This is a genomic window from Pseudomonas siliginis (assembly GCF_019145195.1).
GTDB classification, from domain to species: Bacteria; Pseudomonadota; Gammaproteobacteria; order Pseudomonadales; family Pseudomonadaceae; genus Aquipseudomonas; species Aquipseudomonas siliginis.
Map to the genome: position 1 here is coordinate 189,779 of NZ_JAHSTW010000007.1, position 21,093 is coordinate 210,871.

The 21,093-nt window shown below is 57.5% G+C and carries 26 protein-coding genes and 1 tRNA gene; 11 read left to right on the forward strand and 16 right to left on the reverse strand.

Going from position 1 to position 21,093, the window contains the following annotated elements; genetic code table 11:
• Positions 1–9 precede the first annotated feature (9 nt).
• The 3 genes from yajC to queA are packed head-to-tail and all read right to left on the reverse strand — an operon-like array spanning position 10 to position 2,586.
• On the reverse strand, positions 10–348 hold the full coding sequence (gene yajC, locus KVG87_RS15510) for a preprotein translocase subunit YajC (protein ID WP_016773317.1): 339 nt from the start codon (positions 346–348) through the stop codon (positions 10–12).
• 43 nt (positions 349–391) lie between these two features.
• The gene (gene tgt, locus KVG87_RS15515) at positions 392–1,507 is read right to left on the reverse strand and encodes a tRNA guanosine(34) transglycosylase Tgt (RefSeq protein WP_160768392.1); all 1,116 of its coding nucleotides are present in this window, start codon (positions 1,505–1,507) and stop codon (positions 392–394) included.
• 14 nt (positions 1,508–1,521) lie between these two features.
• A complete protein-coding gene (gene queA, locus KVG87_RS15520) occupies positions 1,522–2,586 on the reverse strand; it encodes a tRNA preQ1(34) S-adenosylmethionine ribosyltransferase-isomerase QueA (RefSeq protein ID WP_123444221.1) in 1,065 nt (354 codons plus the stop codon).
• A gap of 108 nt (positions 2,587–2,694) precedes the next feature.
• On the opposite strand from queA, the gene KVG87_RS15525 reads away from it, so the two are divergent.
• A tRNA-Leu gene (locus KVG87_RS15525) sits at positions 2,695–2,779 on the forward strand.
• A 313-nt stretch (positions 2,780–3,092) separates the two neighbouring features.
• Here KVG87_RS15525 and KVG87_RS15530 read toward each other — a convergent pair.
• From KVG87_RS15530 to KVG87_RS15545, 4 genes are all read right to left on the reverse strand, one after another.
• On the reverse strand, positions 3,093–3,449 hold the full coding sequence (locus tag KVG87_RS15530) for a DUF7079 family protein (protein WP_039761423.1): 357 nt from the start codon (positions 3,447–3,449) through the stop codon (positions 3,093–3,095).
• A complete protein-coding gene (locus tag KVG87_RS15535; RefSeq protein ID WP_217851442.1) occupies positions 3,434–4,216 on the reverse strand; it encodes a hypothetical protein in 783 nt (260 codons plus the stop codon). The genes KVG87_RS15530 and KVG87_RS15535 overlap by 16 nt, the downstream gene beginning before the upstream one ends.
• Before the next feature lie 10 nt (positions 4,217–4,226).
• Complete coding sequence (locus tag KVG87_RS15540) at positions 4,227–4,772, reverse strand: PAAR domain-containing protein (protein ID WP_217851444.1); 546 nt, start codon at positions 4,770–4,772, stop codon at positions 4,227–4,229.
• A 200-nt stretch (positions 4,773–4,972) separates the two neighbouring features.
• Positions 4,973–5,191 (reverse strand): DUF6429 family protein, encoded by a 219-nt coding sequence (locus KVG87_RS15545; RefSeq protein WP_225930902.1) that lies wholly within the window; start codon positions 5,189–5,191, stop codon positions 4,973–4,975.
• 220 nt (positions 5,192–5,411) lie between these two features.
• Between KVG87_RS15545 and KVG87_RS15550 the strand changes: the two genes are divergently transcribed.
• Positions 5,412–5,741, forward strand: coding sequence for a hypothetical protein (locus tag KVG87_RS15550; protein WP_041479934.1), 330 nt, complete (start codon positions 5,412–5,414; stop codon positions 5,739–5,741).
• Positions 5,742–5,776: 35 nt separating this feature from the next.
• Here the strand turns inward: KVG87_RS15550 and KVG87_RS15555 are convergent, their stop codons facing one another.
• Complete coding sequence (locus tag KVG87_RS15555) at positions 5,777–6,526, reverse strand: hypothetical protein (protein WP_056790170.1); 750 nt, start codon at positions 6,524–6,526, stop codon at positions 5,777–5,779.
• 115 nt (positions 6,527–6,641) lie between these two features.
• On the opposite strand from KVG87_RS15555, the gene KVG87_RS15560 reads away from it, so the two are divergent.
• The 5 genes from KVG87_RS15560 (at position 6,642) to KVG87_RS15580 (ending at position 10,570) form a co-directional block, all read left to right on the forward strand.
• Positions 6,642–7,007 (forward strand): hypothetical protein, encoded by a 366-nt coding sequence (locus KVG87_RS15560; RefSeq protein WP_041479936.1) that lies wholly within the window; start codon positions 6,642–6,644, stop codon positions 7,005–7,007.
• Between the two features lie 100 nt (positions 7,008–7,107).
• The gene (locus tag KVG87_RS15565) at positions 7,108–7,842 is read left to right on the forward strand and encodes a hypothetical protein (protein WP_217851446.1); all 735 of its coding nucleotides are present in this window, start codon (positions 7,108–7,110) and stop codon (positions 7,840–7,842) included.
• 71 nt (positions 7,843–7,913) lie between these two features.
• Positions 7,914–9,833, forward strand: coding sequence for an alkaline phosphatase D family protein (locus KVG87_RS15570; protein WP_217851448.1), 1,920 nt, complete (start codon positions 7,914–7,916; stop codon positions 9,831–9,833).
• A gap of 231 nt (positions 9,834–10,064) precedes the next feature.
• Positions 10,065–10,319, forward strand: a complete 255-nt coding sequence (locus tag KVG87_RS15575; RefSeq protein WP_042608352.1) for a type II toxin-antitoxin system prevent-host-death family antitoxin — start codon at positions 10,065–10,067, stop codon at positions 10,317–10,319.
• The gene (locus KVG87_RS15580; RefSeq protein ID WP_073473381.1) at positions 10,316–10,570 is read left to right on the forward strand and encodes a Txe/YoeB family addiction module toxin; all 255 of its coding nucleotides are present in this window, start codon (positions 10,316–10,318) and stop codon (positions 10,568–10,570) included. The genes KVG87_RS15575 and KVG87_RS15580 overlap by 4 nt, the downstream gene beginning before the upstream one ends.
• On the opposite strand, the gene KVG87_RS15585 is transcribed toward KVG87_RS15580, so the two are convergent.
• Entirely contained in the window at positions 10,564–11,751 is a 1,188-nt protein-coding gene (locus KVG87_RS15585; protein WP_217851450.1) for an aspartate aminotransferase family protein, read from the reverse strand. The two genes, KVG87_RS15580 and KVG87_RS15585, sit on opposite strands and share 7 nt — an antisense overlap.
• A 102-nt stretch (positions 11,752–11,853) precedes the next feature.
• Between KVG87_RS15585 and KVG87_RS15590 the strand changes: the two genes are divergently transcribed.
• From KVG87_RS15590 to KVG87_RS15600, 3 genes are all read left to right on the forward strand, one after another.
• Positions 11,854–12,774, forward strand: a complete 921-nt coding sequence (locus KVG87_RS15590) for a LysR family transcriptional regulator (protein ID WP_110646188.1) — start codon at positions 11,854–11,856, stop codon at positions 12,772–12,774.
• A 38-nt stretch (positions 12,775–12,812) separates the two neighbouring features.
• Positions 12,813–13,217, forward strand: coding sequence for a GNAT family N-acetyltransferase (locus tag KVG87_RS15595; protein WP_217851452.1), 405 nt, complete (start codon positions 12,813–12,815; stop codon positions 13,215–13,217).
• A 134-nt stretch (positions 13,218–13,351) separates the two neighbouring features.
• Positions 13,352–14,053, forward strand: coding sequence for a hypothetical protein (locus tag KVG87_RS15600; protein WP_016773307.1), 702 nt, complete (start codon positions 13,352–13,354; stop codon positions 14,051–14,053).
• Between the two features lie 73 nt (positions 14,054–14,126).
• On the opposite strand, the gene KVG87_RS15605 is transcribed toward KVG87_RS15600, so the two are convergent.
• The 6 genes from KVG87_RS15605 to cyoA form a co-directional block, all read right to left on the reverse strand.
• Positions 14,127–14,618 carry a RidA family protein gene (locus KVG87_RS15605; RefSeq protein WP_076564057.1) on the reverse strand — a complete coding sequence of 164 codons (492 nt, stop codon included), beginning with the start codon at positions 14,616–14,618 and terminating at the stop codon, positions 14,127–14,129.
• Between the two features lie 236 nt (positions 14,619–14,854).
• Positions 14,855–15,742, reverse strand: a complete 888-nt coding sequence (gene cyoE / locus KVG87_RS15610) for a heme o synthase (RefSeq protein WP_016773305.1) — start codon at positions 15,740–15,742, stop codon at positions 14,855–14,857.
• 10 nt (positions 15,743–15,752) lie between these two features.
• Entirely contained in the window at positions 15,753–16,088 is a 336-nt protein-coding gene (cyoD, locus tag KVG87_RS15615) for a cytochrome o ubiquinol oxidase subunit IV (RefSeq protein ID WP_011335842.1), read from the reverse strand.
• Positions 16,088–16,711, reverse strand: coding sequence for a cytochrome o ubiquinol oxidase subunit III (cyoC, locus tag KVG87_RS15620; RefSeq protein ID WP_024014230.1), 624 nt, complete (start codon positions 16,709–16,711; stop codon positions 16,088–16,090). The genes cyoD and cyoC overlap by 1 nt, the downstream gene beginning before the upstream one ends.
• A gap of 3 nt (positions 16,712–16,714) precedes the next feature.
• The gene (cyoB, locus tag KVG87_RS15625; RefSeq protein WP_016773302.1) at positions 16,715–18,745 is read right to left on the reverse strand and encodes a cytochrome o ubiquinol oxidase subunit I; all 2,031 of its coding nucleotides are present in this window, start codon (positions 18,743–18,745) and stop codon (positions 16,715–16,717) included.
• A 3-nt stretch (positions 18,746–18,748) separates the two neighbouring features.
• On the reverse strand, positions 18,749–19,690 hold the full coding sequence (cyoA, locus tag KVG87_RS15630; protein WP_024014231.1) for a ubiquinol oxidase subunit II: 942 nt from the start codon (positions 19,688–19,690) through the stop codon (positions 18,749–18,751).
• Between the two features lie 350 nt (positions 19,691–20,040).
• On the opposite strand from cyoA, the gene KVG87_RS15635 reads away from it, so the two are divergent.
• Positions 20,041–20,376, forward strand: coding sequence for a hypothetical protein (locus KVG87_RS15635; protein ID WP_217851453.1), 336 nt, complete (start codon positions 20,041–20,043; stop codon positions 20,374–20,376).
• 141 nt (positions 20,377–20,517) lie between these two features.
• On the opposite strand, the gene KVG87_RS15640 is transcribed toward KVG87_RS15635, so the two are convergent.
• Positions 20,518–21,027: a disulfide bond formation protein B gene (locus KVG87_RS15640; protein ID WP_041479949.1), complete on the reverse strand. Its 510-nt coding sequence runs from the start codon at positions 21,025–21,027 to the stop codon at positions 20,518–20,520.
• Between the last annotated feature and the right edge of the window lie 66 nt (positions 21,028–21,093).

Consider the following 21,093-nt stretch of genomic DNA (forward strand, 5'->3'; position numbering starts at 1 on the left):
TTGTTGCTCTTAGATCGCTTTCAGCGTGCCTTTTGGCAGCGTGGCGGCGATGGCGCCTTTCTGGAACTTCATTTCCACGGTGTCGGAAACTTCCAGAACCACGAAGTCATCGGCAACCTTGGTGATCTTGCCGGCGATGCCGCCAGTGGTCACGACTTCGTCGCCCTTCTGCAGGCTGCTCAGCAGGTTCTTCTGCTCTTTGGCGCGCTTGGCCTGTGGACGCCAGATCATCAGGTAGAAGATGACCAGGAAGCCGACCAGGAAAATCCACTCGAAGCCGCCGCCCATTGGACTTGCAGCAGCCGGTGCAGCTGCGTCAGCCATGGCGTTAGAGATAAAAAAGCTCATTTAGCACTCCAGTTGCAAATGTTGAATCTTGGGGTCAGAAAACTCAGTCCAAAGGCGGAACGGGAAGTCCGCGTTTGGCGTAGAAGGCATCGACAAAGGCGGCCAATGTACCCTGTTGAATAGCCTCGCGCAAACCAGCCATGAGCACCTGATAATGGCGCAAGTTATGGATGGTATTGAGCATGCTGCCGAGCATTTCGCCGCACTTGTCCAGGTGATGCAGATAAGCGCGCGAGAAGTTCTGGCAGGTGTAGCAATCGCAGGTCGGATCCAGCGGCGATTCATCATGGCGATGGAACGCGTTACGGATCTTCAGCACACCGGTATCGATGAACAGATGCCCATTGCGGGCATTACGGGTTGGCATCACGCAATCGAACATGTCCACCCCGCGGCGCACACCCTCAACCAGATCTTCCGGTTTGCCAACGCCCATAAGGTAACGAGGTTTGTCAGCGGGCATTTGGCCCGGCAGATAATCCAGCACCTTGATCATTTCGTGCTTCGGTTCGCCCACCGACAGACCGCCGATGGCGAGGCCGTCGAAGCCGATCTTGTCGAGGCCTTCGAGCGAGCGCATGCGCAGGTTTTCATGCATGCCGCCCTGGACGATACCGAACAGCGCCGCGGTGTTGTCGCCGTGGGCATTCTTCGAACGCTGCGCCCAGCGCAGCGACAATTCCATCGATACGCGCGCGACGTCTTCGTCAGCCGGATACGGCGTGCATTCGTCGAAGATCATCACAATGTCGGAACCGAGATCGCGCTGCACCTGCATCGACTCTTCCGGGCCCATGAACACTTTGGCGCCGTCGACCGGAGAAGCGAAGGTCACGCCCTCCTCCTTGATCTTGCGCATCGCGCCGAGGCTGAACACCTGGAAGCCGCCGGAGTCGGTGAGGATCGGGCCTTTCCACTGCATGAAATCGTGCAGGTCGCCGTGCTCCTTGATCACTTGAGTGCCGGGACGCAACCACAGGTGAAAGGTGTTGCCCAGAATGATTTCCGCGCCAGTGGCGACGATGTCGCGCGGCAGCATGCCCTTGACCGTGCCGTAGGTGCCGACCGGCATGAACGCCGGGGTCTCGACGGTGCCACGGGGAAAGGTCAGGCGACCACGACGAGCCTTGCCATCGGTGGCCAGCAGCTCAAAGGACATTCGACATTCGCGACTCATTCTGTTTCCTCTGGGCCTGTCTGTTCAGGGGCAGTTGGAGCGGGATTGCGGGTGATGAACATCGCATCCCCGTAACTGAAAAAGCGGTAGCCGTTTTCCACCGCGGCCTTGTAGGCGGCCATGGTTTCGGGATAACCGGCAAACGCGGAAACCAGCATCAACAGCGTGGATTCCGGCAAATGGAAATTGGTCACCAGGGCATCGACCACATGAAACGGCCGGCCCGGATAGATAAAGATGTCGGTGTCGCCACTGAACGGCTTGAGCACACCATCGCGCGCCGCACTTTCCAGCGAACGCACGCTGGTGGTGCCGACCGCAACCACCCGACCGCCCCGCGCACGGCACGCAGCGACCGCATCGACCACATCCTGGCCGACTTCCAGCCACTCGCTGTGCATGTGGTGATCTTCGATCTTCTCGACACGCACCGGCTGAAACGTCCCCGCGCCGACGTGCAACGTCACGAACGCAGTCTCGACGCCCTTGGCGGCAATCGCCTGCATCAGCGGCTCATCGAAATGCAGCCCCGCCGTCGGCGCAGCGACCGCACCCAGACGCTGGGCGTACACGGTCTGATAACGCTCGCGATCCGAGCCTTCATCCGGGCGGTCTATATAAGGAGGCAATGGCATGTGCCCGACGCGATCGAGCAGCGGCAACACTTCCTCGGCAAAACCCAGCTCGAACAGCGCATCATGACGCGCGAGCATCTCGGCTTCGCCACCGCCGTCGATAAGGATCTTCGAACCCGGCTTCGGCGACTTGCTGGAGCGCACATGAGCCAGCACGCGGTGCGCATCGAGCACGCGCTCGATGAGAATTTCCAGCTTGCCGCCGGACGCTTTCTGCCCGAACAGCCGCGCCGGAATCACCCGGGTATTGTTGAACACCATCAAATCGCCCGGGCGCAAATGCTCAAGCAAATCAGTGAATTGACGGTGTGCCAAGGCGCCGCTCGGCCCATCAAGGGTCAGCAGGCGACTACCGCGACGCTCGGCCAACGGATGGCGGGCGATCAGCGAATCAGGAAGCTCGAAAGTAAAGTCAGCAACGCGCATGATGGGGTTCGTCTAGCAGGGCCGGAAAGTCTAGCGGAAATATCAAAAATTGACCATGAAACGTGATTGACCAACGGTAATCACCTCTCTATACTTCGCCGCCATTGAGCCCTGATGGCGGAATTGGTAGACGCGGCGGATTCAAAATCCGTTTTCGAAAGGAGTGGGAGTTCGAGTCTCCCTCGGGGCACCAACACAGAGAAAAAGGTCTTGCGAAAGCAGGGCCTTTTTTTTCGTCTGGAGGAAAGTGGAGGGTTGTTTTTGTCTTTTTTCCAAAACAATCAGGGCAACCAGCTTTTCACTCTTGCGGCGCCGGGGCCAACGCGCCACCGGCTAGCCTAATGCCCAACCGTCTAGGGCAACAAGCCCATCAAAAAACCTCAATCGAACCTGCAGTAATTGCTCTGACTCCATGTCCTGACGCTGGGGAACTGGCCGGATCGGTTACGTGCCGCAGGTTTTGCCAAACGCCCTGTCATAATCGCCTGATCCCGGCTAGTTCGAGCTCAAAGCCTACTTTCGATTTCCTCCCAGATGTACGCGTAGTTGTACTTCAACCAACGAACCAGCACTTTATCGAACTGGCGACGAAACCAGTTTCGCTCTCTAGCTGCCAGCCTTTCCTCAATCGATTCTCTGAGTATGTCGGGGTCGAAACCCGTCCATATCGGAGGCACAGGTGCAACGAGATTGGTAAAGCACACCGGCGCGACCTCTGAATAAAGAATTGAGTAAAGGATTTCAGGGTCGACACCTCTCACCTTATTCGCCAAATAATCATATTCCACGGGAAAATCATTGAATGGCTCGGAAAGAGCGGCTCTAACTTTTGTCAGTTGTGGCTCGGTCAGAAGATGTCCCAATTTGTGAGCTCCTCTAACTCTTCGTCCAATGAACTTGCCACTGCTTCGCCTGCAATACCGCCGGCAATTGTTCCTGCCAAGACAACTGCTATCGCACAAATAGGAGCGCCTGGGCCGCAGAGTGCGCTAACGCCCATCCCCGCGAGAACACCGCCGACCGCCCCCGAACCAACAATGATGCCTTGGCGAGCAGCTTCTTTGGGTTTGTTGTCAGCATTCAGAATTTGATAGGTTGCCAGAGCCGCCGTCACGAGAACACCAAGCTTGCCCATGACCAGCATTTTTTTGGTGCCGGCCGTGAACCTCGCATTATCACGACCGGAGGATTCCAGGATGGCGTAGTGAACTTTGTTCTTCTCTACATCCGAAAGACTGTCATACCCCTTCTGAAACAAGTTTTCAGAGTAGATATCCAATAGTGTTTTCAGTCCTTTCCCGTCTTTCTTTTTCCTCTGAGCGATCGCCAATCCTTGCGCTGACGTGAATTTACGATGCTCCATCATGATTTTGTTACGCATCTCATGACTAAACTTCACACCTTCTTGCGCCGTAATTCTTCCCGCTTTCACGTCGTCTCTAACTTGTTGAGACATACGCTTGATATTCTTGGTATAGCTCGCCCTGATCTTTTCATCAGAGATCGCATCCAGTGAAAATCTCAGCGCAGTGCCCTCCATCAGCTCCAGAGCCCTGTCGAGTGGCGAGTCCTGAAGGGCGTGCTCGCGCTGGACTACGTAGCTGCCTGTCACAATGTACGGTTCGGTCATAGGACGGTCCTTATCCCAATATTTTGCTCAAAAGGCTTTCAGTAAGAGACGAGCCTTCTGCAGGCTGTTCTTCCTCGAATTTGAGCATCAAGCACGTCTTGCCCGATGGATTTGCGAATTTGACCGCATTGTCCTTGTTAAAGACGCCCAGGAGTGATGAACCATCATCAAAGTGGGCGATACAGGAAAGTCCCTCATAACTTTCCTCGGCAGGAATTCTGAAGCCAATCCATCCGGCTTGTCCGATTAGAGGTTCGGGTGGAACAAAGTCGCACGGGGTGTGCGTATCGCCAATGATGATTGTGCTCGACCCACCTATTACGATGCTGCCGTGCGTACCGCCGGTATTGATCGTGGCAGCATTTTTACCATTTATGAAAACTGTCGAGGAAAGCCCCGAAGAGAGCGCACTGCCGCAGGTACATGAATCACCTTGGCGAGCTGCGGGCAAACCATCGAAGAAAACGTCAGGCGAACCTGTCGCGATGGGGTTCGTTCCGTGCCCTGGAACAGGACAGCTGGAGGGATCGCTTTTACGAGCGGCTGGGTTAGCCATGGATGACTCCTGTCAAAAAAATCCTTTTCGAAAGATAAACCTATCACGAAATTCAGCCTGGACGGCCGCATCCGATCATTCAAAAAAGTGCTTGTTCACCAGACCGCGCTACCTGTTTCTCCGGTTAACGCGGTTGGTACTTCGCGGGCGTTTTCTACCTTGCCATCAACTCAAGTTTCAGAATGGGACGCGGCCCCTCCCTACTCCTTGACTGCAAACATCCGCTCAGCAATCTCCCGCCCCCGCTCCAACCCTTCCTCCGTCAACCATATCGATTTGTTCCGGTTCACCGGATTACTGATCAAACCCTGCTCGTGCAAGCGGTTCATGATCTCGAAGTCATAGCCCTTCCACGCATTGCCGGCGTCGGAGCTATAGGCTGCCAGGAGAGCGAGGACGGCGTCGTCGATCAGTTTCATGTCGTATTCCATGATGGTCGCTCCGCTGATGTTCAGTTTTTGTAATCAAAGCGTCGTATCAAAGTGGATGTCAATGCTGCGCGAGCTTGAGAGTTTAGATGGCCGATTGCTGGTTGCCTCGCATGCGATGACCGCCCGTATAATCGCGCCCGCAAAATAGACTTCCGCTGGTACTTCGCACATCGGGCTCAAGCCCTTCACTTCATTGACAGACATCCCCATGGAAACCTCACTGGAAACCGTCGCCCTCTTCTCCCTCAAACTCGCCTACGAAGAAGAGGGCCTGAGCCCGATCCTGCGCGATGACATGGTCATGGGCGATTACCAGAAAGATGTTTTCGAGCTACTGGTGAAACGCGGCGATGTCGAGGCCATTCAGTTCAAGATGAACGAATGCCTGAATCTGGCGCTGGATGCTTTGGGCGGGGTCGAAAAGCCGTTGGGGCGGGAGTTGGGCAAGTTGTCGGCGGAGTTGGCTCAGGCGCGGTCGGTGGAGCAGTTGGGTCAGCCGCTGCTCGCGCTGAAAGGGTATCTGCGCGACATTCTTTGAATGCCGCGCTACAGCCATGCCGGTATCTCTCCTGATCAGCGACGTGCTTTAAGCACCCGAATATCTGTTGGGAAGCCGTCAGCGCCCACCAGCTTTTTCCAGCCCATGTACTGAAATTCGCCGTTGGGATCAATGTAGTCGCCCTTCTCTGGTTGCCCTCCGCCAACTATCGCAACACGCTTCACTTCGCCACAGCCGCCATCCGACGGTCGCACGGTGTAGATCACATAGGGCTTCACGTATTGCGTGGCGCGGAAGTATTGGCCGCAGATTTCGTCGACGGTGATCAGCATGGTTTTCAGGCGGGCTTCGCCGTCGGTGTCTTCGTGCAGTTTCAGGAAAGAGATGTCGCCGACGTCGCTGTAGCCGAGGGAACGGGCGCGTTGGTAGGCGGGGGAGTTCTGGTGCGCAATACGGCCCTCCTCCACACCCCGTTGCATTTGCGCGGCGAACTCGGCTTTGCCTTGGGCCAGGGTTGCCTCGGCATGGGCCGCGACGTTTTCGCAGTGGGCGTACTCGCTGGAGTCGAGGTGTTGCGGTAGCAGGTTAAGGCGGCGCTCGTTCATGGAGGCGAGGCTGTCTTGCAGGCCGGACGTTAGTGCATAGGCAGCGGAGACGCGACCGCTCTGGACGTCGGCGATTGTCTCCTGCATGCGCTGGCAATTGGCGAGGTAGTAATCCCAGCTGGCTTGCGGGTGTTCTTTTGCGAAGCAGAAGGCTGGGGTAATGGAGACGGCAAGGGTGAGAGCGCCGAGCAGTTGCAGCAAACGGGTTGTGGAAAACATGGGTAGTCCATTACAGAGAAGGCATGGCGCGACGCTACTATTTTGCTATCGTTCCGTCCACTCTCAACAGGCGACCAAGTTGTCGCCTCTGTCTCGTGGCAAGGAAAGAAATCCGATGGATGCTGTGTTGTGTTTAGTGGTCATGGCGGCAATGTGGTTCTGGGTGGTGCGTCAGCGCGGGCACTGGAATCTGTTGTTGGCGAACCTCGCCGGAGCGGGCAGCGCTGTGGTGGCGGGCATTGTCTTCACACTGCTTTATGACGGGCTGTTCGGCACCACCATGGCAGCGCCGGGACTGCACAACAGCTTGGTGGTGTTCATGACCAGCGCGGGCGTCCTGGCGGGTGTGTGGTTGTGGATCGCCAAGCGTCGTCAGCCGGCGCATCCGGTTGCACGTCAACTGCTCGCGGGGGTCTGTGGCGTTGCCGCCGGCATGGTCACGTTGATTTTTCTGGCGGCGAATTATTTTCCGCAACCGTAGCCGGACGGCGCGTCTATTTTGCTATCTTGCCGCGCATCGTCGGGGCTTGCTGATCGTCTCGCGTCGCGCTTGGATTGTTGAAAGGTAAGGAAAGGATCAAATGGAGTTTTTGCGTTTTCTGGCGTTCGTCGCTGTCTGGGGTTTCATGTGGCGCTGGGTGGTGAAGAACCGCGGCAGCTGGAATATTTTCTACGGCAACATCGTTGGCGCGGCGGGTGGGTTCATTGTCGGGCTGGTGATGTTGTCGATCACCTTTTCGCTGTTTCCTTCGTCGTTCGATCACGAGGCGCAGGCGCAAAACACGCCAGTCGTCGAGTCGACCTCTGTGTTGCCTGAAGCCGAGGCAGTCACGCCCGTCACCGAGCTGAAAGATGCGCCTGTTTTTGCTGCCATCGAAGCGGATGACAAGCCTTCCCCGCCGGACTCCGCACTGTTGCCGAATAACGTCAGCCGAGCGCCGAAATCAATGGCGGTACAGACGGTGCTGGATCAAAGCGACTACGAGGGTCGCATGGCCCTGGCCGCGCTGAACAAGAAGTTGCGCGGCGACGCACAGGCCGACAAGTCGATGATCGCGTATGTCATGTGCAGCCCGTTTGTCACCAGCACCCTGCGTTATCCCGCTTCGGCGCGTTTCGCTGACAGCAAAGCGCTGGTCAGTCATCGCTACAAGGATCAGGTCTACAGCTTCAGCAACAGCGTCACTGCGCGCAACATGAATGGCGACGATGTCACCTACCGTTTCGATTGCTCCGTGCAGGAATTGCCACGGGTTAATGCGACGGCTGGGGAATGGCGTTTGCTGGCGCTGAAACTGCAAAAAGCCGACTCTTAAGGCTGATTTAAGGGATCAAGGCGCCGGCTGCGCTATCATCGCTGGCCTGTGCGCCTTGAACCTTGCCCTCAATGTTTTCAACTCCCGATGACCTCACCTCGCTGCCTCCTGTACTAGCCGGCCCGCTGCTGCGGCGGCTGGAGCCGACGCGCGTGGTGCTGTGGCTGGTGGGCTCGCGTGAACTGTCGCTGACCTTGCGCCTGCAAGGTGTAGGAGATATTCCGCTCGACTCAGAGAAATGCACGGTCATTGCCGTAGGCCGTCATGCGTTCGTGCATCTGATCGACGTTCAACTTGAAAGCGCCCTGCCCTGCGACACGTTTATCGCTTACGACCTGCTGATCGATGACGCCATCGGTATGGCTGAGTGGGCGCCTCACCTGCTTTACCCCGGCGCTACCTGCGCGAACCTCGTAGTGCGTTCGCGGATCGACCAATTGCTCCACGGCTCCTGCCGCAAGCCGCATCATCCGGCAACCGATGGTTTGCTCTGCGTCGATCAATTGCTGGCCGACGAAACCGATGCGCAACGACGTCCGGCGTTGCTGATGATGAGCGGTGATCAGGTCTATGCCGACGACGTCGCCGGGCCGATGCTGCGGGCGATTCATGCCCTGATCGAGCGCCTGGGTCTGTTCGATGAGCACCTTGACGGTGCCGTGGTCAGCGACAGCGCCAAGCTCTATGAACACCCGGCCAGCTACTACCACCGTGCGGATTTGTTACCGGCGCTGGAGAGCAACGAGACCTTGCGCGAGCGATTTTTCGGTGGCGCGCGTAAGCCGATTTTCACCAGCAGCAGCGCCGACAATCACTTGGTGACATTCGCCGAAGTCATGGCCATGTACATGCTGGTGTGGTCGCCGACGCCGTGGTCGCTGATCAATCCGAGCGCGCCGACGCTGACGCCGGAACGCCGCAACCGCTACCACCTCGAGCAGACGCGCATCGATGCCTTCAAGGCGGGCCTGGGCAATGTCGCGCGGGCACTGGCGCATCTGCCGAGCCTGATGATTTTCGATGATCACGACATCACCGATGACTGGAATCTTTCTGCGCAGTGGGAGGAAACCGCCTACGGCCATCCGTTTTCCAAGCGCATTATCGGCAACGCTCTGATTGCTTATCTGTTGTGTCAGGGCTGGGGCAACAATCCGGATGCCTTCAAGGACGTGCTGGAACAGACCGCGCAACTGAGCGCCAGCGGTGATGACGGCTATCTGGACATGCCGGTGCAGGATGATCTGATTGATCAGCTGCTGCGTTTTCAGCAGTGGCATTTTGTGTTGCCGAGCAGTCCGGCACTGGTGGTGATCGACACGCGCACCCGGCGCTGGCGCAGCGAGATGGCGCTCAAGCAACCGTCGGGCCTGCTCGACTGGGAAGCCTTGAGCGAACTGCAACAGGAACTGCTCGATCACCCTTCGGCGATCATCGTGTCGCCGGCGCCGATCTTTGGCGTGAAGCTGATTGAAACCGTGCAGAAGGTGTTCAGCTGGTGCGGTTATCCACTGCTGGTCGACGCGGAAAACTGGATGGCCCATCGCGGCGCGGCGCAGGTGATCCTGAACATTTTCCGACACTCGCGCACACCCGGAAACTACGTGGTGCTGTCCGGCGATGTGCATTATTCCTTCGTCTACGAAGTCCTGATCCGCCACCGCAAGGCCGGCCCACGGATCTGGCAGATCACCAGCAGCGGCATCAAGAACGAATTCCCGCCAACGCTGCTGGAATGGTTCGACCGCCTCAACCGCTGGCTCTACTCCCCGCGCTCGCCATTGAACTGGTTCACCAAACGCCGCCTGATGCGCATCGTCCCGTACACGCCGGAACATGCCGAGGCCGGGGAACGGCTGTGGAATTCGGCGGGGATCGGACAGGTGTTTTTCAATGAACAGGGGCAGCCGAGCGAGATTGTTCAGCACAACTCGAATGGGGCGGAGAAGACGAGGATGCTGGCGCCGGAGTCGGGGGACGGGCTGGATTGAAGCAGTAACCATTTCCTACATCGGCTAGTTCATGGGATGACGAGATAAGGGCTTCGCGACACTGAACAGGAGGGAAGAGGATTACAACCTTCTCAGAAACGTCTCGAATATTACTGAGCGATACTGATTGAAGTCGCAGTCAGCCCTGCTGCGACACAACCACTGGTAGGTGTCGACTTGTCATCCTGTACTCATTTCTGTACGTTCTCTGCATCCAGCGAGGACTTCAATATGCAAACCATCAACTACACCACCGCCCGTGCGCATTTGGCCGAGACGATGGACCGTGTCAATGAAGATCGTGCGCCGCTATTGGTCACTCGGCAGAAAGGTGAACCCGTAGTGATGATGTCTTTGGCCGAATACAACGCGTTGGAAGAAACAGCTTACTTACTTCGCTCCCCTGCCAACGCCGAAAGGCTGATGAAATCCATCGGTGAGTTGCGCGCCGGCAAAGCCAAAGTCAGGCAATTGATCGAAGAATGAAAATCGAGTTCACGCCCACAGGCTGGGAAGACTATTTGTGGTTTCAGCAAAACGACAAGGCTGGGCTCAAGCGTATCAATCTTCTGATCAAAGCAATCAAGCGCGAACCGTTTGAGGGTGTCGGTAAACCAGAGGCGCTCAAACATAATATGAGCGGCCTCTGGTCACGCCGAATAACGGCCGAACATCGTCTGGTGTACAGGGTTGAGGACGGCGAAATCTGCGTCATCAGTTGCCGGTATCACTATTGAACCTGAGCTGAATCAGTCATCAGAGCGCGCCCAACCCCTCTGACAATCATCCCCACCTCGCGCTCATCAATCGTCAGCGGAGGGAGCAACCTGATGGTCTTGCCACGAGTCACGTTGATCAACAAGCCGTGATCCCGCGCAGCGATCAGCGTCAGGTCGCGCACCGGTTGTTTCAGTTCGATACCGATCATCAGGCCCTGCCCCCGGATTGCCAGCACGTTCGGGTTGTCTGCCAATTCGGCGCGCAAGCGTTCCAGCAGCAGTGCGCCCTGCACCCACGCATTCTCCAGCAGGCCTTGCTCTTCGATGATGTCCAGCACCGTGCAGCCAACCCGACAGGCCAGCGGATTGCCGCCGAAAGTGCTGCCGTGGCTGCCCGGGGTGAACAGGTCGGCCGCGCGGCCGCGGGCCAGGCAGGCGCCGATCGGCACGCCATTGCCCAAGCCTTTGGCGAGGGTCATGACGTCGGGCACGATGCCTTCGTGTTGAAAGGCGAACCACTGCCCGGTGCGGCCGATGCCGGTCTGGATTTCATCGAGCATCAGCAGCCACGCGTGGCGACTGCACAGGTCGCGCAGGGCTTTGAGATAACCCGGCGGTGCGATTTGTACGCCGCTTTCGCCCTGGATCGGTTCGACCAGAATCGCCACGATGCGCGCGCCGTGTTTGCGCTGTATTTGCTCCAGCGCCGCGAGATCGCCGAACGGCACTTTGACGAAATCCCCCGGCAGTTCGTTGAAGCCCAGGCGCACCGCCGGGCCATCGCTGGCAGACAGCGTGCCGAGGGTGCGGCCATGAAACGCGTTGGCCATGACCACCACCAGCGGCTGCTCGATGCCTTTGCGCCAGCCGTACAGGCGCGCCAGTTTCAGTGCCGTCTCGTTCGCTTCGGCGCCGGAGTTGTTGAAGAACGCGCGCTCCATCCCCGACAACACAGTCAGCCGCTTGGCCAGTTGTTGTTGCCAATCGATGCTGTACAGGTTGGAGGTGTGCAGCAGCAATCCCGCCTGCTCGCTGATCGCCGAGACAATGCGCGGATGCGAGTGGCCGACATTGGTCACTGCCACACCGGCAACAGCGTCCAGATATTCGCGCCCCGCCTGATCCCACAGGCGCGTGCCCAGGCCCTTGGTGAAACTCAGGGCCAGTGGTTGGTAGGTGTTCATCAGGGCGGCGGTCATGACGTGAAACTCCATTGCAGGTCGGTGTTTTTGCAGTATGGTTAGCCACCTGAGCTGGATAAACCCGGAAAAACTTCAATCATTTAAAAGCCGAGCTTGATAATGGATTTGTTTCAGTCGATGGGCGTCTACGTCAAAGTGGTCGAAACCGGGAGCATGACGGCCGCCGCTGCGAAGTGCGAAATGTCGACGACGATGGTGGGCAATCATCTGCGCGCGCTGGAGCAACGGCTCGGCGTGCAACTGCTGCAACGCACCACGCGCCGCCAGCGCCTGACCGAATTCGGCAGCGTCTATTATCAACGTTGCCTGGAAGTGCTCGGCCTGGTGGCCGACTCCGAACGCCTTGCCGAACAAGCGTCGGACGAGCCGCGCGGCTTGCTGCGTATCACCGCGCCGCTGACCTTCGGCGTCGAACGACTGACCCCGGCTCTCAGCGAATACTCCTTGCTCTATCCGCAAGTGAAGCTCGACGTGGTGCTGACCAACAGCCGTCCGGATCTGCTGGAGAACGGCCTCGATGTCGCATTCCGCCTGGGCAATTTCGACCAATCCAACCTGATCGCCCGGCCCTTGATCGACTACACCCTGACGGTCTGCGCCTCCCCCGAATACATCGCGCGGCGCGGCATGCCGCATACGCCACAGGATTTGCAGCAACACGATTGCCTGTCCTTCGCCTATCCGGCTGGGGATGACTGGCAATCGGTGGAAAAACGCTGGCGTCTCAGTGGCCCGGAAGGCGAAGTCCTCGTCGACGTCAGCGGACCGATGCTGATCAACAGTTCCGCCGGTTTGCACCAGGCAGCGCGCAACGGCATGGGCATCATGATGCTGCCCGACGCGCTGGTGGAGCAGGATCTGCGCGACGGAAAACTGGTCAGGGTAATGACGGACTACCAACCGCCGAGCAGGCCGATGCATCTGTTGTATGCGCAGGATCGCTATCGATTGCCGAAGCTGAGACGGTTTGTTGAGTTTGCGATGCGTACGTGGGGGAAACCTGACGTCGGCCGGCCGTAATCAATCACGATGGAAATTGATAAGGACTTGAATATCCCATGAACGACAGCCTTACCGTGCGCGACTTGCATCCCGGCGAAACAGAATCGGCGAGGCTGTTTCTCAGCCAGCATGGCTGGGGCCATCGCATTGGCGATGCCGAATCTTTTGCTCGTTTGATTCACAATTCGCAACGCACAGCTGTTGCGCTCTTAGGCGAGCAAATTGTCGGTTTCGCTCGAGCAATTACCGATGAGGTCGCCAACGGCTATCTGTCTATGGTGGTGGTCGATGACCAGCATCGGCGCCAAGGAATCGGGCGGGCGCTGGTGGAGTACGTCATGGGTGACAACCCGGACATCACCTGGGTGCTGCGCGCTGGACGCGAGGGCGCTGAAGCTTTTTTCGCCGACCTGGGTTTCGAGAAGTCCGTGATTGCCATGGAACGTCAGCGCCGCAAATAGCGCACGGTGGAAAAATCCCGACCACCAGACCGTTGCTCCGTGACAACGCCGCCCCGCTCCCCTAAATTAGTCGGCCTGAAAAAGACCTCGTGCTTTCTCGCCTCAACTCAAGTTAAAAAAGTAGTGAAATTTCAATGTCCGATTTCAACACCGCTGAATCCGTAGTCACCCAGTCGTCCAAAGCGGAATACGAAAACTCCATCAATCTTTCACAACACCTGCCACAAGCCAAAATCATCAGCGAGATGGTCCTGGACGCGTTCCAGTCGACCCGCGAGAGCGACCAGATCCGCGAATTGCGTGCGGCGATCCGTCAGGCGCATGACAGTTTTGATGACGACAAGGCGTACGAGCTGATGGGCGAACTCAAGCGCCTGAAAGACGCCGAGGCAGCGGACATCGCCGCGCTGGAAGACCTGAGCAGCAAGTTCTCGATCGGGCGCATTCTGTCCAGCTTCAAGGACGATCCGGCGTTTCAGGAAATCGTTTATGGTCTGGCGCTGAAAGTGCTGAATCAGACCCATCAGGCGATCAGCAATCCGAGCGGCGGCAAGAGCAAAGCTGCGAAGAAGAAAGAAGTGGAAATCTTCACCATCAGCAAGGACGGCGCCAGCGTGACCCTGCCAATGCGCACGCCGCGTTCGCGTCTGAACGTTGATCGTGAGGCGCTGGAATTCCTCGGTTTCACCTTCGTCGGTGAAGGCGATGAAGCCGAACTGGAGAGCGAAACCTTCGTCGACAACGCCGGTACGGAACAGGCTGTAAACCGCAAGAACATCATCACCGCCCTGCAGCAGCAGACCGCGTTTGATGGTTACAGCATCGCGGCGCAGTAATCTGCAAAGCACTTGTGAAAAAGCCCCGCGCTGAGTTATCAGGCGGGGCTTTTTGTTTGAGGCGGGGATAACCTCAAGCCGAAGGATGCAACGCCGCAATCATGTCCACTTCAATCGCCGCATTCTTCGGCAACTGATACACGCCGATGGTCGTACGTGTATGCCGCCCGGCATCGCCCAGCACATGGCTGAACACGTCCGAAGCGCCGTTGGCCACTTCGCTCAGGTCGACAAAGTCAGCAGTCGACTTCACATACACCGTGACCCGCAACAACGCGCGAATCTTGTCCAGCGAACCCACCGCATCGACGATCAGCGCCAGGCAACGCATGGCGCTGATGCTCGCCGCTGCTTGCGCATCCTTGAGGTTCAGTTCCAGCCCCACGCGACCGGGATAGAGGATCTTGCCATTGACCCGCGGCACCATGCCGCTGATGTACAGCTCATCGTGATGACGTATCAGCGGCGCGTAATTGCCACCGGCGCTGTTCTCGCCATAGATGTCGTAGTTGAGTTCTTCGGCCAGGGCGATAAAGCGCTCATCGCAGGTCATCCGTTCGGTCATTGCGCCCAGCCTTTTGATCAATGCACGGGTTGAGACAGTCGAGCACCGAAGGATGGCTTGGAGCTACTACTGTCGGGGTTGGATCCGAATCTAGGTCTTTTACCGAATGGCCGCAACCGCAAACTGTGGGAGCGAGCCTGCTCGCGAATGGCAGCACCCCGAACGAGCATATTTAAGCCAACAAAAAACCCCGCACATCTCTCAACGTGCGGGGTTTTTCCTGAAGCTTGCAAACCTTACGGCGCGTACGTCAGCAACAGCTCTGTCGGCACCTTGAAGTCCAGGGACATCATGACGCTCAACGCAGTGATGGTGAAGATCGAGAACACGAACAGCTTGCGTGCCCAGACGGTGTCATCGACTGCCTTGTAGCCGGTCCAGGCCATGTACAGCCAGTACATGCCCATGGCGGCGGCGACGGCGAGGTAGCTCATGCCGGCGTAGCCGCTGAAGGTCAGCATCAAGGTCGCCACGAGGAACGCCAGGATGTAGAGCAGGATGTGCTTCTTCGCCACTTGAATGCCGCGTTTCACTGGCAGCACCGGAATCGATGCGGCCAGGTAATCATTGAAACGGAAAATCGCGATGGCGTAGGAATGCGGCATCTGCCACAGGCTGAACATCACCAGCAGGGTCAGTGCGGCCATGTCGAAGCTGTTGGTCACGGCAACGTAACCGATCACTGGCGGCATGGCCCCCGACAGACTGCCCACCAGCGTGCCGTGAACCGACTTGCGCTTGAGGTACAGGCTGTAGAAGCCGACGTAGATGATGAAGCCGATTACTGCGAACAAGGCAGCCAACGGGTTGGCCACCTTGTACAACAAGGCAACGCCGAGAACACCCAGAATGGTCGCGTAAACCAGGGCCAGTTTCAGGGAGATGAGGCCCTGGACCAGCACGCGGTTCTTGGTGCGTTCCATCTTCAGGTCGATGTCGCGGTCGATGCAGTTGTTGAACACGCAACCGGAGGCCACGACCAGGGAAGTACCGATCATGGCGGCCAGAAACACCGCCAGATCGACATGCCCTTTCGAGGCCAGGAAGAACCCGCCTGCCACAGAAAGCACGTTACCGAAAATGATCCCCGGTTTGGTGATTTGGATAAAGTGCTTGAGCGACATCGGGTCTACCTCACTTCGCCATCATGTACGTGTGGATGCTGAACATGATCCACAGCGACAGGCCAACCAGCAGCACGATCACGATCGCCGTAAAGACGAATGCGATCACGTTGTTACGCTGTGCAATGGAACGGTCCAGGTGCAGGAAGTAATACAGGTGAACGATCACCTGGATCACTGCGAACAGCAGAACGATTGCCAGCGTCGTCGACTTCGGCAGGGTCGGGTACATCACCAGACCGAACGGAATGACGGTCAGGATTACCGACAGGATGAAGCCGATGGCGTACGACTTGACGCTGCCGTGGCCAGCATCGTGGCTGTCATGGGAGTGTGCATTAGCCATTACAGAGTCCCCATCAGGTAAACAACGGTGAAGACGCAAATCCAGACCACGTCCAGGAAGTGCCAGAACAGGCTCAGGCAGCTCAGACGGGTCTTGTTGGTCGACGTCAGGCCATGCTTGTTGACCTGATACATCATGATGCCCATCCAGATCAGACCGGCCGAAACGTGCAGACCGTGGGTACCGACCAGGGTGAAGAACGCCGACAGGAAGCCCGAACGGCTAGGACCGAAGCCCTCGGAGATCAGCAGGTGGAACTCGTTGATCTCCATGGCGATGAAGCCCGCGCCGAGCAGGAAGGTCATGAACAACCAGCCCAGGACCGCCTGCTTCTTGCCCTTGTACAACGCCAGCATGGCGAAGCCGTAGGTGATCGAACTGAACAGCAGCAGAGCGGTTTCGCCCAGCACGTATGGCAGTTCGAAGATCTCGTGGCCCGATGGGCCACCGGCAACGTTGTTTACCAGTACTGCGTACACCGCGAAGATCGACGCAAACAGAATGCAGTCGGTCATCAGGTAGAGCCAGAAACCGTATACGGTCATCTCGCCCGAGTCGTGGTGATGGTCATCGTGCCCATGGTCACCATGGGCGTGTCCAACATTGGTCACTAAGTTCGACATGGTTTAAGCCTGTTCCAACGAGGTTTCAACACGGGTGGCATTGGCCGGGATTTTCCCTGCCGCGACCAGACGCTTGTGCTGCTCGGCTTCGATACGCTCGATCGTTTCAACCGGAACCATATAGCCCTGGTCGTCACGTGCAGCGTGGATCACGAAGTAAACGACGGTGCCCACCAGGCTCGCGATCGCCAGCCACCAGATGTGCCAGATCATCGCGAAACCAAAGACGGTCAACAGCGCGCCCATCACCACGCCAGTGGCGGTGTTGTTGGGCATGTGGATCGGCTCGTACTTGGCCGGACGCTGGTACGCAGTACCGTTTTCCTTGGCTTCGGTGAACGGGTCGATGCAGTCAGCCTTAGGCAGCACAGCGAAGTTGTAGAACGGTGGTGGCGACGAGGTCGACCACTCCAGGGTGTGTGCATTCCACGGGTCACCGTGATCGCAAACGTTCTCTGGCTTGTTGCGGTCACGCACACTGACGTACAGCTGGATCAGTTGGCAGGCGATACCGACAGCAATCATCACCGCACCGAACATGGCAACGTACAGGTACGGTACCCACTCAGGGTTGGTGGTGGCGTTCAGACGACGGGTCATGCCCATGAAGCCCAGTGCATAGAGCGGCATGAACGCGACGAAGAAGCCCGAGATCCAGAACCAGAACGCTGCTTTACCCCAGCCTTCGTGCAGCTTGAAGCCGAACGCTTTCGGGAAGTAGAACGCGAAGCCAGCGATGTAACCGAATACCGCACCGCCGATGATCACGTTGTGGAAGTGCGCGATCACGAACAGGCTGTTGTGCAGCACGAAGTCAGCACCCGGGATGGCCAGCAGTACGCCGGTCATGCCGCCGATGGCGAAGGTCACCATGAAGCCCAGAGTCCACATTACCTGGCTGGTGAAGCGCAGACGGCCCTGGTAGATGGTGAACAGCCAGTTGAACAGCTTCACACCCGTCGGGATGGAAATCAGCATCGTCGCCAGACCGAAGAAGGCGTTGACGCTTGCACCCGAACCCATGGTGAAGAAGTGGTGCAGCCAGACCATGAAGCCCAGTACCGAGATCGCGCCCGAGGCGTAGATCATCGAGTGGTGGCCGAACAGTTTCTTGCCGGTGAACGCCGAGATCACTTCCGAGAAGATGCCGAAGGCCGGCAGGATCAGGATGTAAACCTCAGGGTGGCCCCACGCCCAGAACAGGTTGACGTACATCATTGGATTGCCACCAAGTTCATTGGTGAAAATGTGGAAATCCATGTAACGGTCAAGGGTCAGCAGGGCCAGGGTAGCGGTCAGGATCGGGAACGAAGCCACGATCAGAACGTTTGCCCAGGTGCAGGTCCAGGTGAAGATCGGCATGTCCATCAGTTTCATGCCAGGGGTACGCATCTTCAGTACGGTCGCGAGGAAGTTGACCCCGGTTAACGTCGTACCCAATCCGGATAGCTGTAGCGCCCAGATGTAGTAATCCATACCCACGCCAGGGCTGTATTGCAGACCCGACAGCGGCGGATACGCTACCCAACCGGTCTTGGCGAATTCACCGATACCCAGCGACAGGTTGATCAGCACAACGCCGGACACCAGCAGCCAGAAGCTCAGGGAGTTCAGGAACGGGAACGCAACGTCACGCGCGCCGATCTGCAGCGGCACTGCAAGGTTCATCAGGCCGGTGAAGAATGGCATCGCCATGAAGATGATCATGATCACACCGTGAGCGGTGAAGATCTGGTCATAGTGTTCAGGTGGCAGGTAGCCAGGCGAACCCTCGGTGGCCATGGCCAACTGGGTACGCATCATGATCGCGTCGGCAAAACCGCGCAGCAGCATGACCATGGCGACGATGATGTACATCACGCCGATTTTCTTGTGGTCGACCGAAGTCAGCCACTCGGTCCACAGGTACGTCCACTTCTTGAAGTAAGTGATCGCAGCGAACAGCGCCAGACCACCGAGGGCGATCATGGCGATGGTCACCATCACGATCGGCTCGTGGAATGGGACTGCTTCCCAACTTAATTTACCAAACATCGTTTACTCCTCTGCCCCGGCAGCTGAATGCGAACCCGCGTCAATATCCGTGGCCGCCACTTCTTTCTCTTTCTTCTCGTGCTTCAGCGGCTTGCCCGGCTTCATACCTTCGTACTTGTCGACGATGATCTGGAACTGGTTCGGCGTGACCGACGAGTAGAGTTCGACTGGGTTGTTCTGGCTCGGTTTGGCCAGGGCTGCGTATTCAGCCTGATCAAGCTGTTTAGGCGACTTCTTGACTTCACTTACCCAGGCGTCGAAATCTTCCTGAGTGGTGGAGATAGCCTTGAATTTCATACCGGTGAAACCGGCACCGCTATAGTTGGCGGAGATACCGTCCATCTCAGCGTTGCGGTCAGCGATCAGGTGCAGCTTGGTCTGCATGCCCGCCATCGCGTAGATCTGGCCGCCCAGGCCCGGGATGAAGAACGAGTTCATCACGGCGTCGGAGGTGATCTTGAAGTTGATTGGCGTGTGCGCCGGGAACACGATCTTGTTGACCGTGGCAATGCCTTGTTCCGGGTAGATGAACAGCCACTTCCAGTCCAGCGCGACAACTTCGATGGTCACCGGCTTGACGTCAGACTCGATCGGACGATACGGGTCCAGCTCGTGAGTCGAGATGTAAGTGATGTAACCCAGGGCGATGATGATCAGCACCGGGATGGTCCATACGGCCACTTCGATCTTGGTCGAGTGCGACCACTTCGGCGTGTAGACGGCGTTCTTGTTCGAAGCGCGGTACTTCCAGGCAAACAGGAAGGTCATGACGATGACCGGCACGACGACCAACAGCATCAGCAGCGTGGCGGTGATGATCAGGTTGCGCTGTTCCAGGCCGACCTGGCCCGTTGGATTGAGCAAGGTCATGTTGCAGCCTCCCAGCAACAACGTGCCGAGCAGCGGCACTAGGCCTAGTAATCTGGGGTACCTGTTTTTACTCATCTCACGACCTCTAAAGCAGCTTGCGCAATGCAGTTGGGTTTTGATCGCCAACACTTCACCCTGCCAAGGGTTGGCATTTTCTTTGGATTGAATAAGGGCCGCCCGTCGCGCGTCTCACGCTCGACAAAACCTTGGGACAGCGTTCAGTTCTTATTCGAATTCGTGGTCAAAGGCCTTGTTACAGACCAATTCCATTTGGTGCGGAAAATTGGAAAGGCACCGACACCAGGGTGTCTCGAAAGCCTCGCGGCTCGCTCGACACCCGACCTCCTGATCAGTTCCTTGATAAAGGCTGAACAGCGTCGGGAATTCAGTGCGGGCGATTGTAGATAGGTAGCGCCCTATACACCATGTCTTATCCCGAAATAATTTTTATCACTCAGAGCAACAATCCATCGCCATTTTTGCAAAAGTTGCGCAAGTTATCGAAAGCGTTTCTCAATAAAAGCGGCAAAATCTGCCAGCGTAACCGCCTCAAATCAGACAGCTCTGCACTCGATCTACAAACGCTGGAGCGGCGCAAAGCCCGATGTTCCAAGGGCTTCGTCCATCTGCCGGCGCCTGTTAAAACTGCCTGCTCTGGTACGTCCGTGCTCAAGCCCGAAAACACTAAAACTGGCCAATGTTTTTATGTAACAGGCGGCCAATCCGCCGCTTCCCGAGTCCCTGCGACAGCCCCTGTGTGACAACATGTCGCACATTTGCCGCACGCTTCATTGCCGTTCGTCACGGTGTTTTCACAAACGCTCTGAAATGCAAAACGCCCCGATTTTCATCAACGAAAATCGGGGCGTTTTGTTTATCGGCAGCTCTGCCGAGAAGTTGACTCAGCGCAGCGCTTTTCGATTACGCGAGGTCAGCAACGGCACCAGAATGACCACCAGCACGAACGCCACCAGCGCCCATTGCGCCAGCGACAGACCGAGGATCGGCGGATACGGCGTCGAGCAGAAACCGTCAACCTGGAAGCCCAGCGGGAAGATCTTTGCCAGCGGCAGATCATCGACAATCGGCTGCAGCACATCGACGCCACAACTTACCGCCGGATAGAACTGCGTATAGACGTGATGCCCGGCCACACCGGCCCCGGCGATCGCACAGATCACTACCAGTGTCTCGAACACGGTGATGCTGCGACGGCTACGCATGCCCGCACCGATGAAGGCGAACACTGCAATCAGCAACAGTGCATAGCGCTGCAGAATGCACAGTGGGCAAGGTGCTTCGCCGAGCACGACCTGCATGTAAAGTGCGCCGCCGATCAACGCCAGGCAGATGATCCCCAGCAACACCAGATAGCGCCGCTCACGCCCCAACCGCATCGTTTCCTCGCTCATTGCCTTTCCTTTGTAAGTCCATGGTCCAGCCGGCCGGCGGCTGAAATTGTCGCAAGTCTACACCGG

What these genes read in the sequence shown, in the direction of transcription:
- KVG87_RS15640 (WP_041479949.1), bottom strand. Translation starts at nt 21,027, where the DNA reads ATGAGCGAGGAAACGATGCGGTTGGGGCGTGAGCGGCGCTATCTGGTG.
- KVG87_RS15565 (WP_217851446.1), top strand. Translation starts at nt 7,108, where the DNA reads ATGGAGTTTTTGCGTTTTCTGGCGTTCGTCGCTGTCTGGGGTTTCATG.
- KVG87_RS15575 (WP_042608352.1), top strand. Translation starts at nt 10,065, where the DNA reads ATGCAAACCATCAACTACACCACCGCCCGTGCGCATTTGGCCGAGACG.
- KVG87_RS15550 (WP_041479934.1), top strand. Translation starts at nt 5,412, where the DNA reads ATGGAAACCTCACTGGAAACCGTCGCCCTCTTCTCCCTCAAACTCGCC.
- cyoD (WP_011335842.1), bottom strand. Translation starts at nt 16,088, where the DNA reads ATGGCTAATGCACACTCCCATGACAGCCACGATGCTGGCCACGGCAGC.
- cyoB (WP_016773302.1), bottom strand. Translation starts at nt 18,745, where the DNA reads ATGTTTGGTAAATTAAGTTGGGAAGCAGTCCCATTCCACGAGCCGATC.
- cyoA (WP_024014231.1), bottom strand. Translation starts at nt 19,690, where the DNA reads ATGAGTAAAAACAGGTACCCCAGATTACTAGGCCTAGTGCCGCTGCTC.
- cyoE (WP_016773305.1), bottom strand. Translation starts at nt 15,742, where the DNA reads ATGTCGCTCAAGCACTTTATCCAAATCACCAAACCGGGGATCATTTTC.
- queA (WP_123444221.1), bottom strand. Translation starts at nt 2,586, where the DNA reads ATGCGCGTTGCTGACTTTACTTTCGAGCTTCCTGATTCGCTGATCGCC.
- KVG87_RS15590 (WP_110646188.1), top strand. Translation starts at nt 11,854, where the DNA reads ATGGATTTGTTTCAGTCGATGGGCGTCTACGTCAAAGTGGTCGAAACC.
- KVG87_RS15600 (WP_016773307.1), top strand. Translation starts at nt 13,352, where the DNA reads ATGTCCGATTTCAACACCGCTGAATCCGTAGTCACCCAGTCGTCCAAA.
- KVG87_RS15555 (WP_056790170.1), bottom strand. Translation starts at nt 6,526, where the DNA reads ATGTTTTCCACAACCCGTTTGCTGCAACTGCTCGGCGCTCTCACCCTT.
- tgt (WP_160768392.1), bottom strand. Translation starts at nt 1,507, where the DNA reads ATGTCCTTTGAGCTGCTGGCCACCGATGGCAAGGCTCGTCGTGGTCGC.
- yajC (WP_016773317.1), bottom strand. Translation starts at nt 348, where the DNA reads ATGAGCTTTTTTATCTCTAACGCCATGGCTGACGCAGCTGCACCGGCT.
- KVG87_RS15535 (WP_217851442.1), bottom strand. Translation starts at nt 4,216, where the DNA reads ATGACCGAACCGTACATTGTGACAGGCAGCTACGTAGTCCAGCGCGAG.
- KVG87_RS15635 (WP_217851453.1), top strand. Translation starts at nt 20,041, where the DNA reads ATGTCTTATCCCGAAATAATTTTTATCACTCAGAGCAACAATCCATCG.
- cyoC (WP_024014230.1), bottom strand. Translation starts at nt 16,711, where the DNA reads ATGTCGAACTTAGTGACCAATGTTGGACACGCCCATGGTGACCATGGG.
- KVG87_RS15595 (WP_217851452.1), top strand. Translation starts at nt 12,813, where the DNA reads ATGAACGACAGCCTTACCGTGCGCGACTTGCATCCCGGCGAAACAGAA.
- KVG87_RS15560 (WP_041479936.1), top strand. Translation starts at nt 6,642, where the DNA reads ATGGATGCTGTGTTGTGTTTAGTGGTCATGGCGGCAATGTGGTTCTGG.
- KVG87_RS15605 (WP_076564057.1), bottom strand. Translation starts at nt 14,618, where the DNA reads ATGACCGAACGGATGACCTGCGATGAGCGCTTTATCGCCCTGGCCGAA.
- KVG87_RS15585 (WP_217851450.1), bottom strand. Translation starts at nt 11,751, where the DNA reads ATGACCGCCGCCCTGATGAACACCTACCAACCACTGGCCCTGAGTTTC.
- KVG87_RS15540 (WP_217851444.1), bottom strand. Translation starts at nt 4,772, where the DNA reads ATGGCTAACCCAGCCGCTCGTAAAAGCGATCCCTCCAGCTGTCCTGTT.
- KVG87_RS15545 (WP_225930902.1), bottom strand. Translation starts at nt 5,191, where the DNA reads ATGAAACTGATCGACGACGCCGTCCTCGCTCTCCTGGCAGCCTATAGC.
- KVG87_RS15570 (WP_217851448.1), top strand. Translation starts at nt 7,914, where the DNA reads ATGTTTTCAACTCCCGATGACCTCACCTCGCTGCCTCCTGTACTAGCC.
- KVG87_RS15580 (WP_073473381.1), top strand. Translation starts at nt 10,316, where the DNA reads ATGAAAATCGAGTTCACGCCCACAGGCTGGGAAGACTATTTGTGGTTT.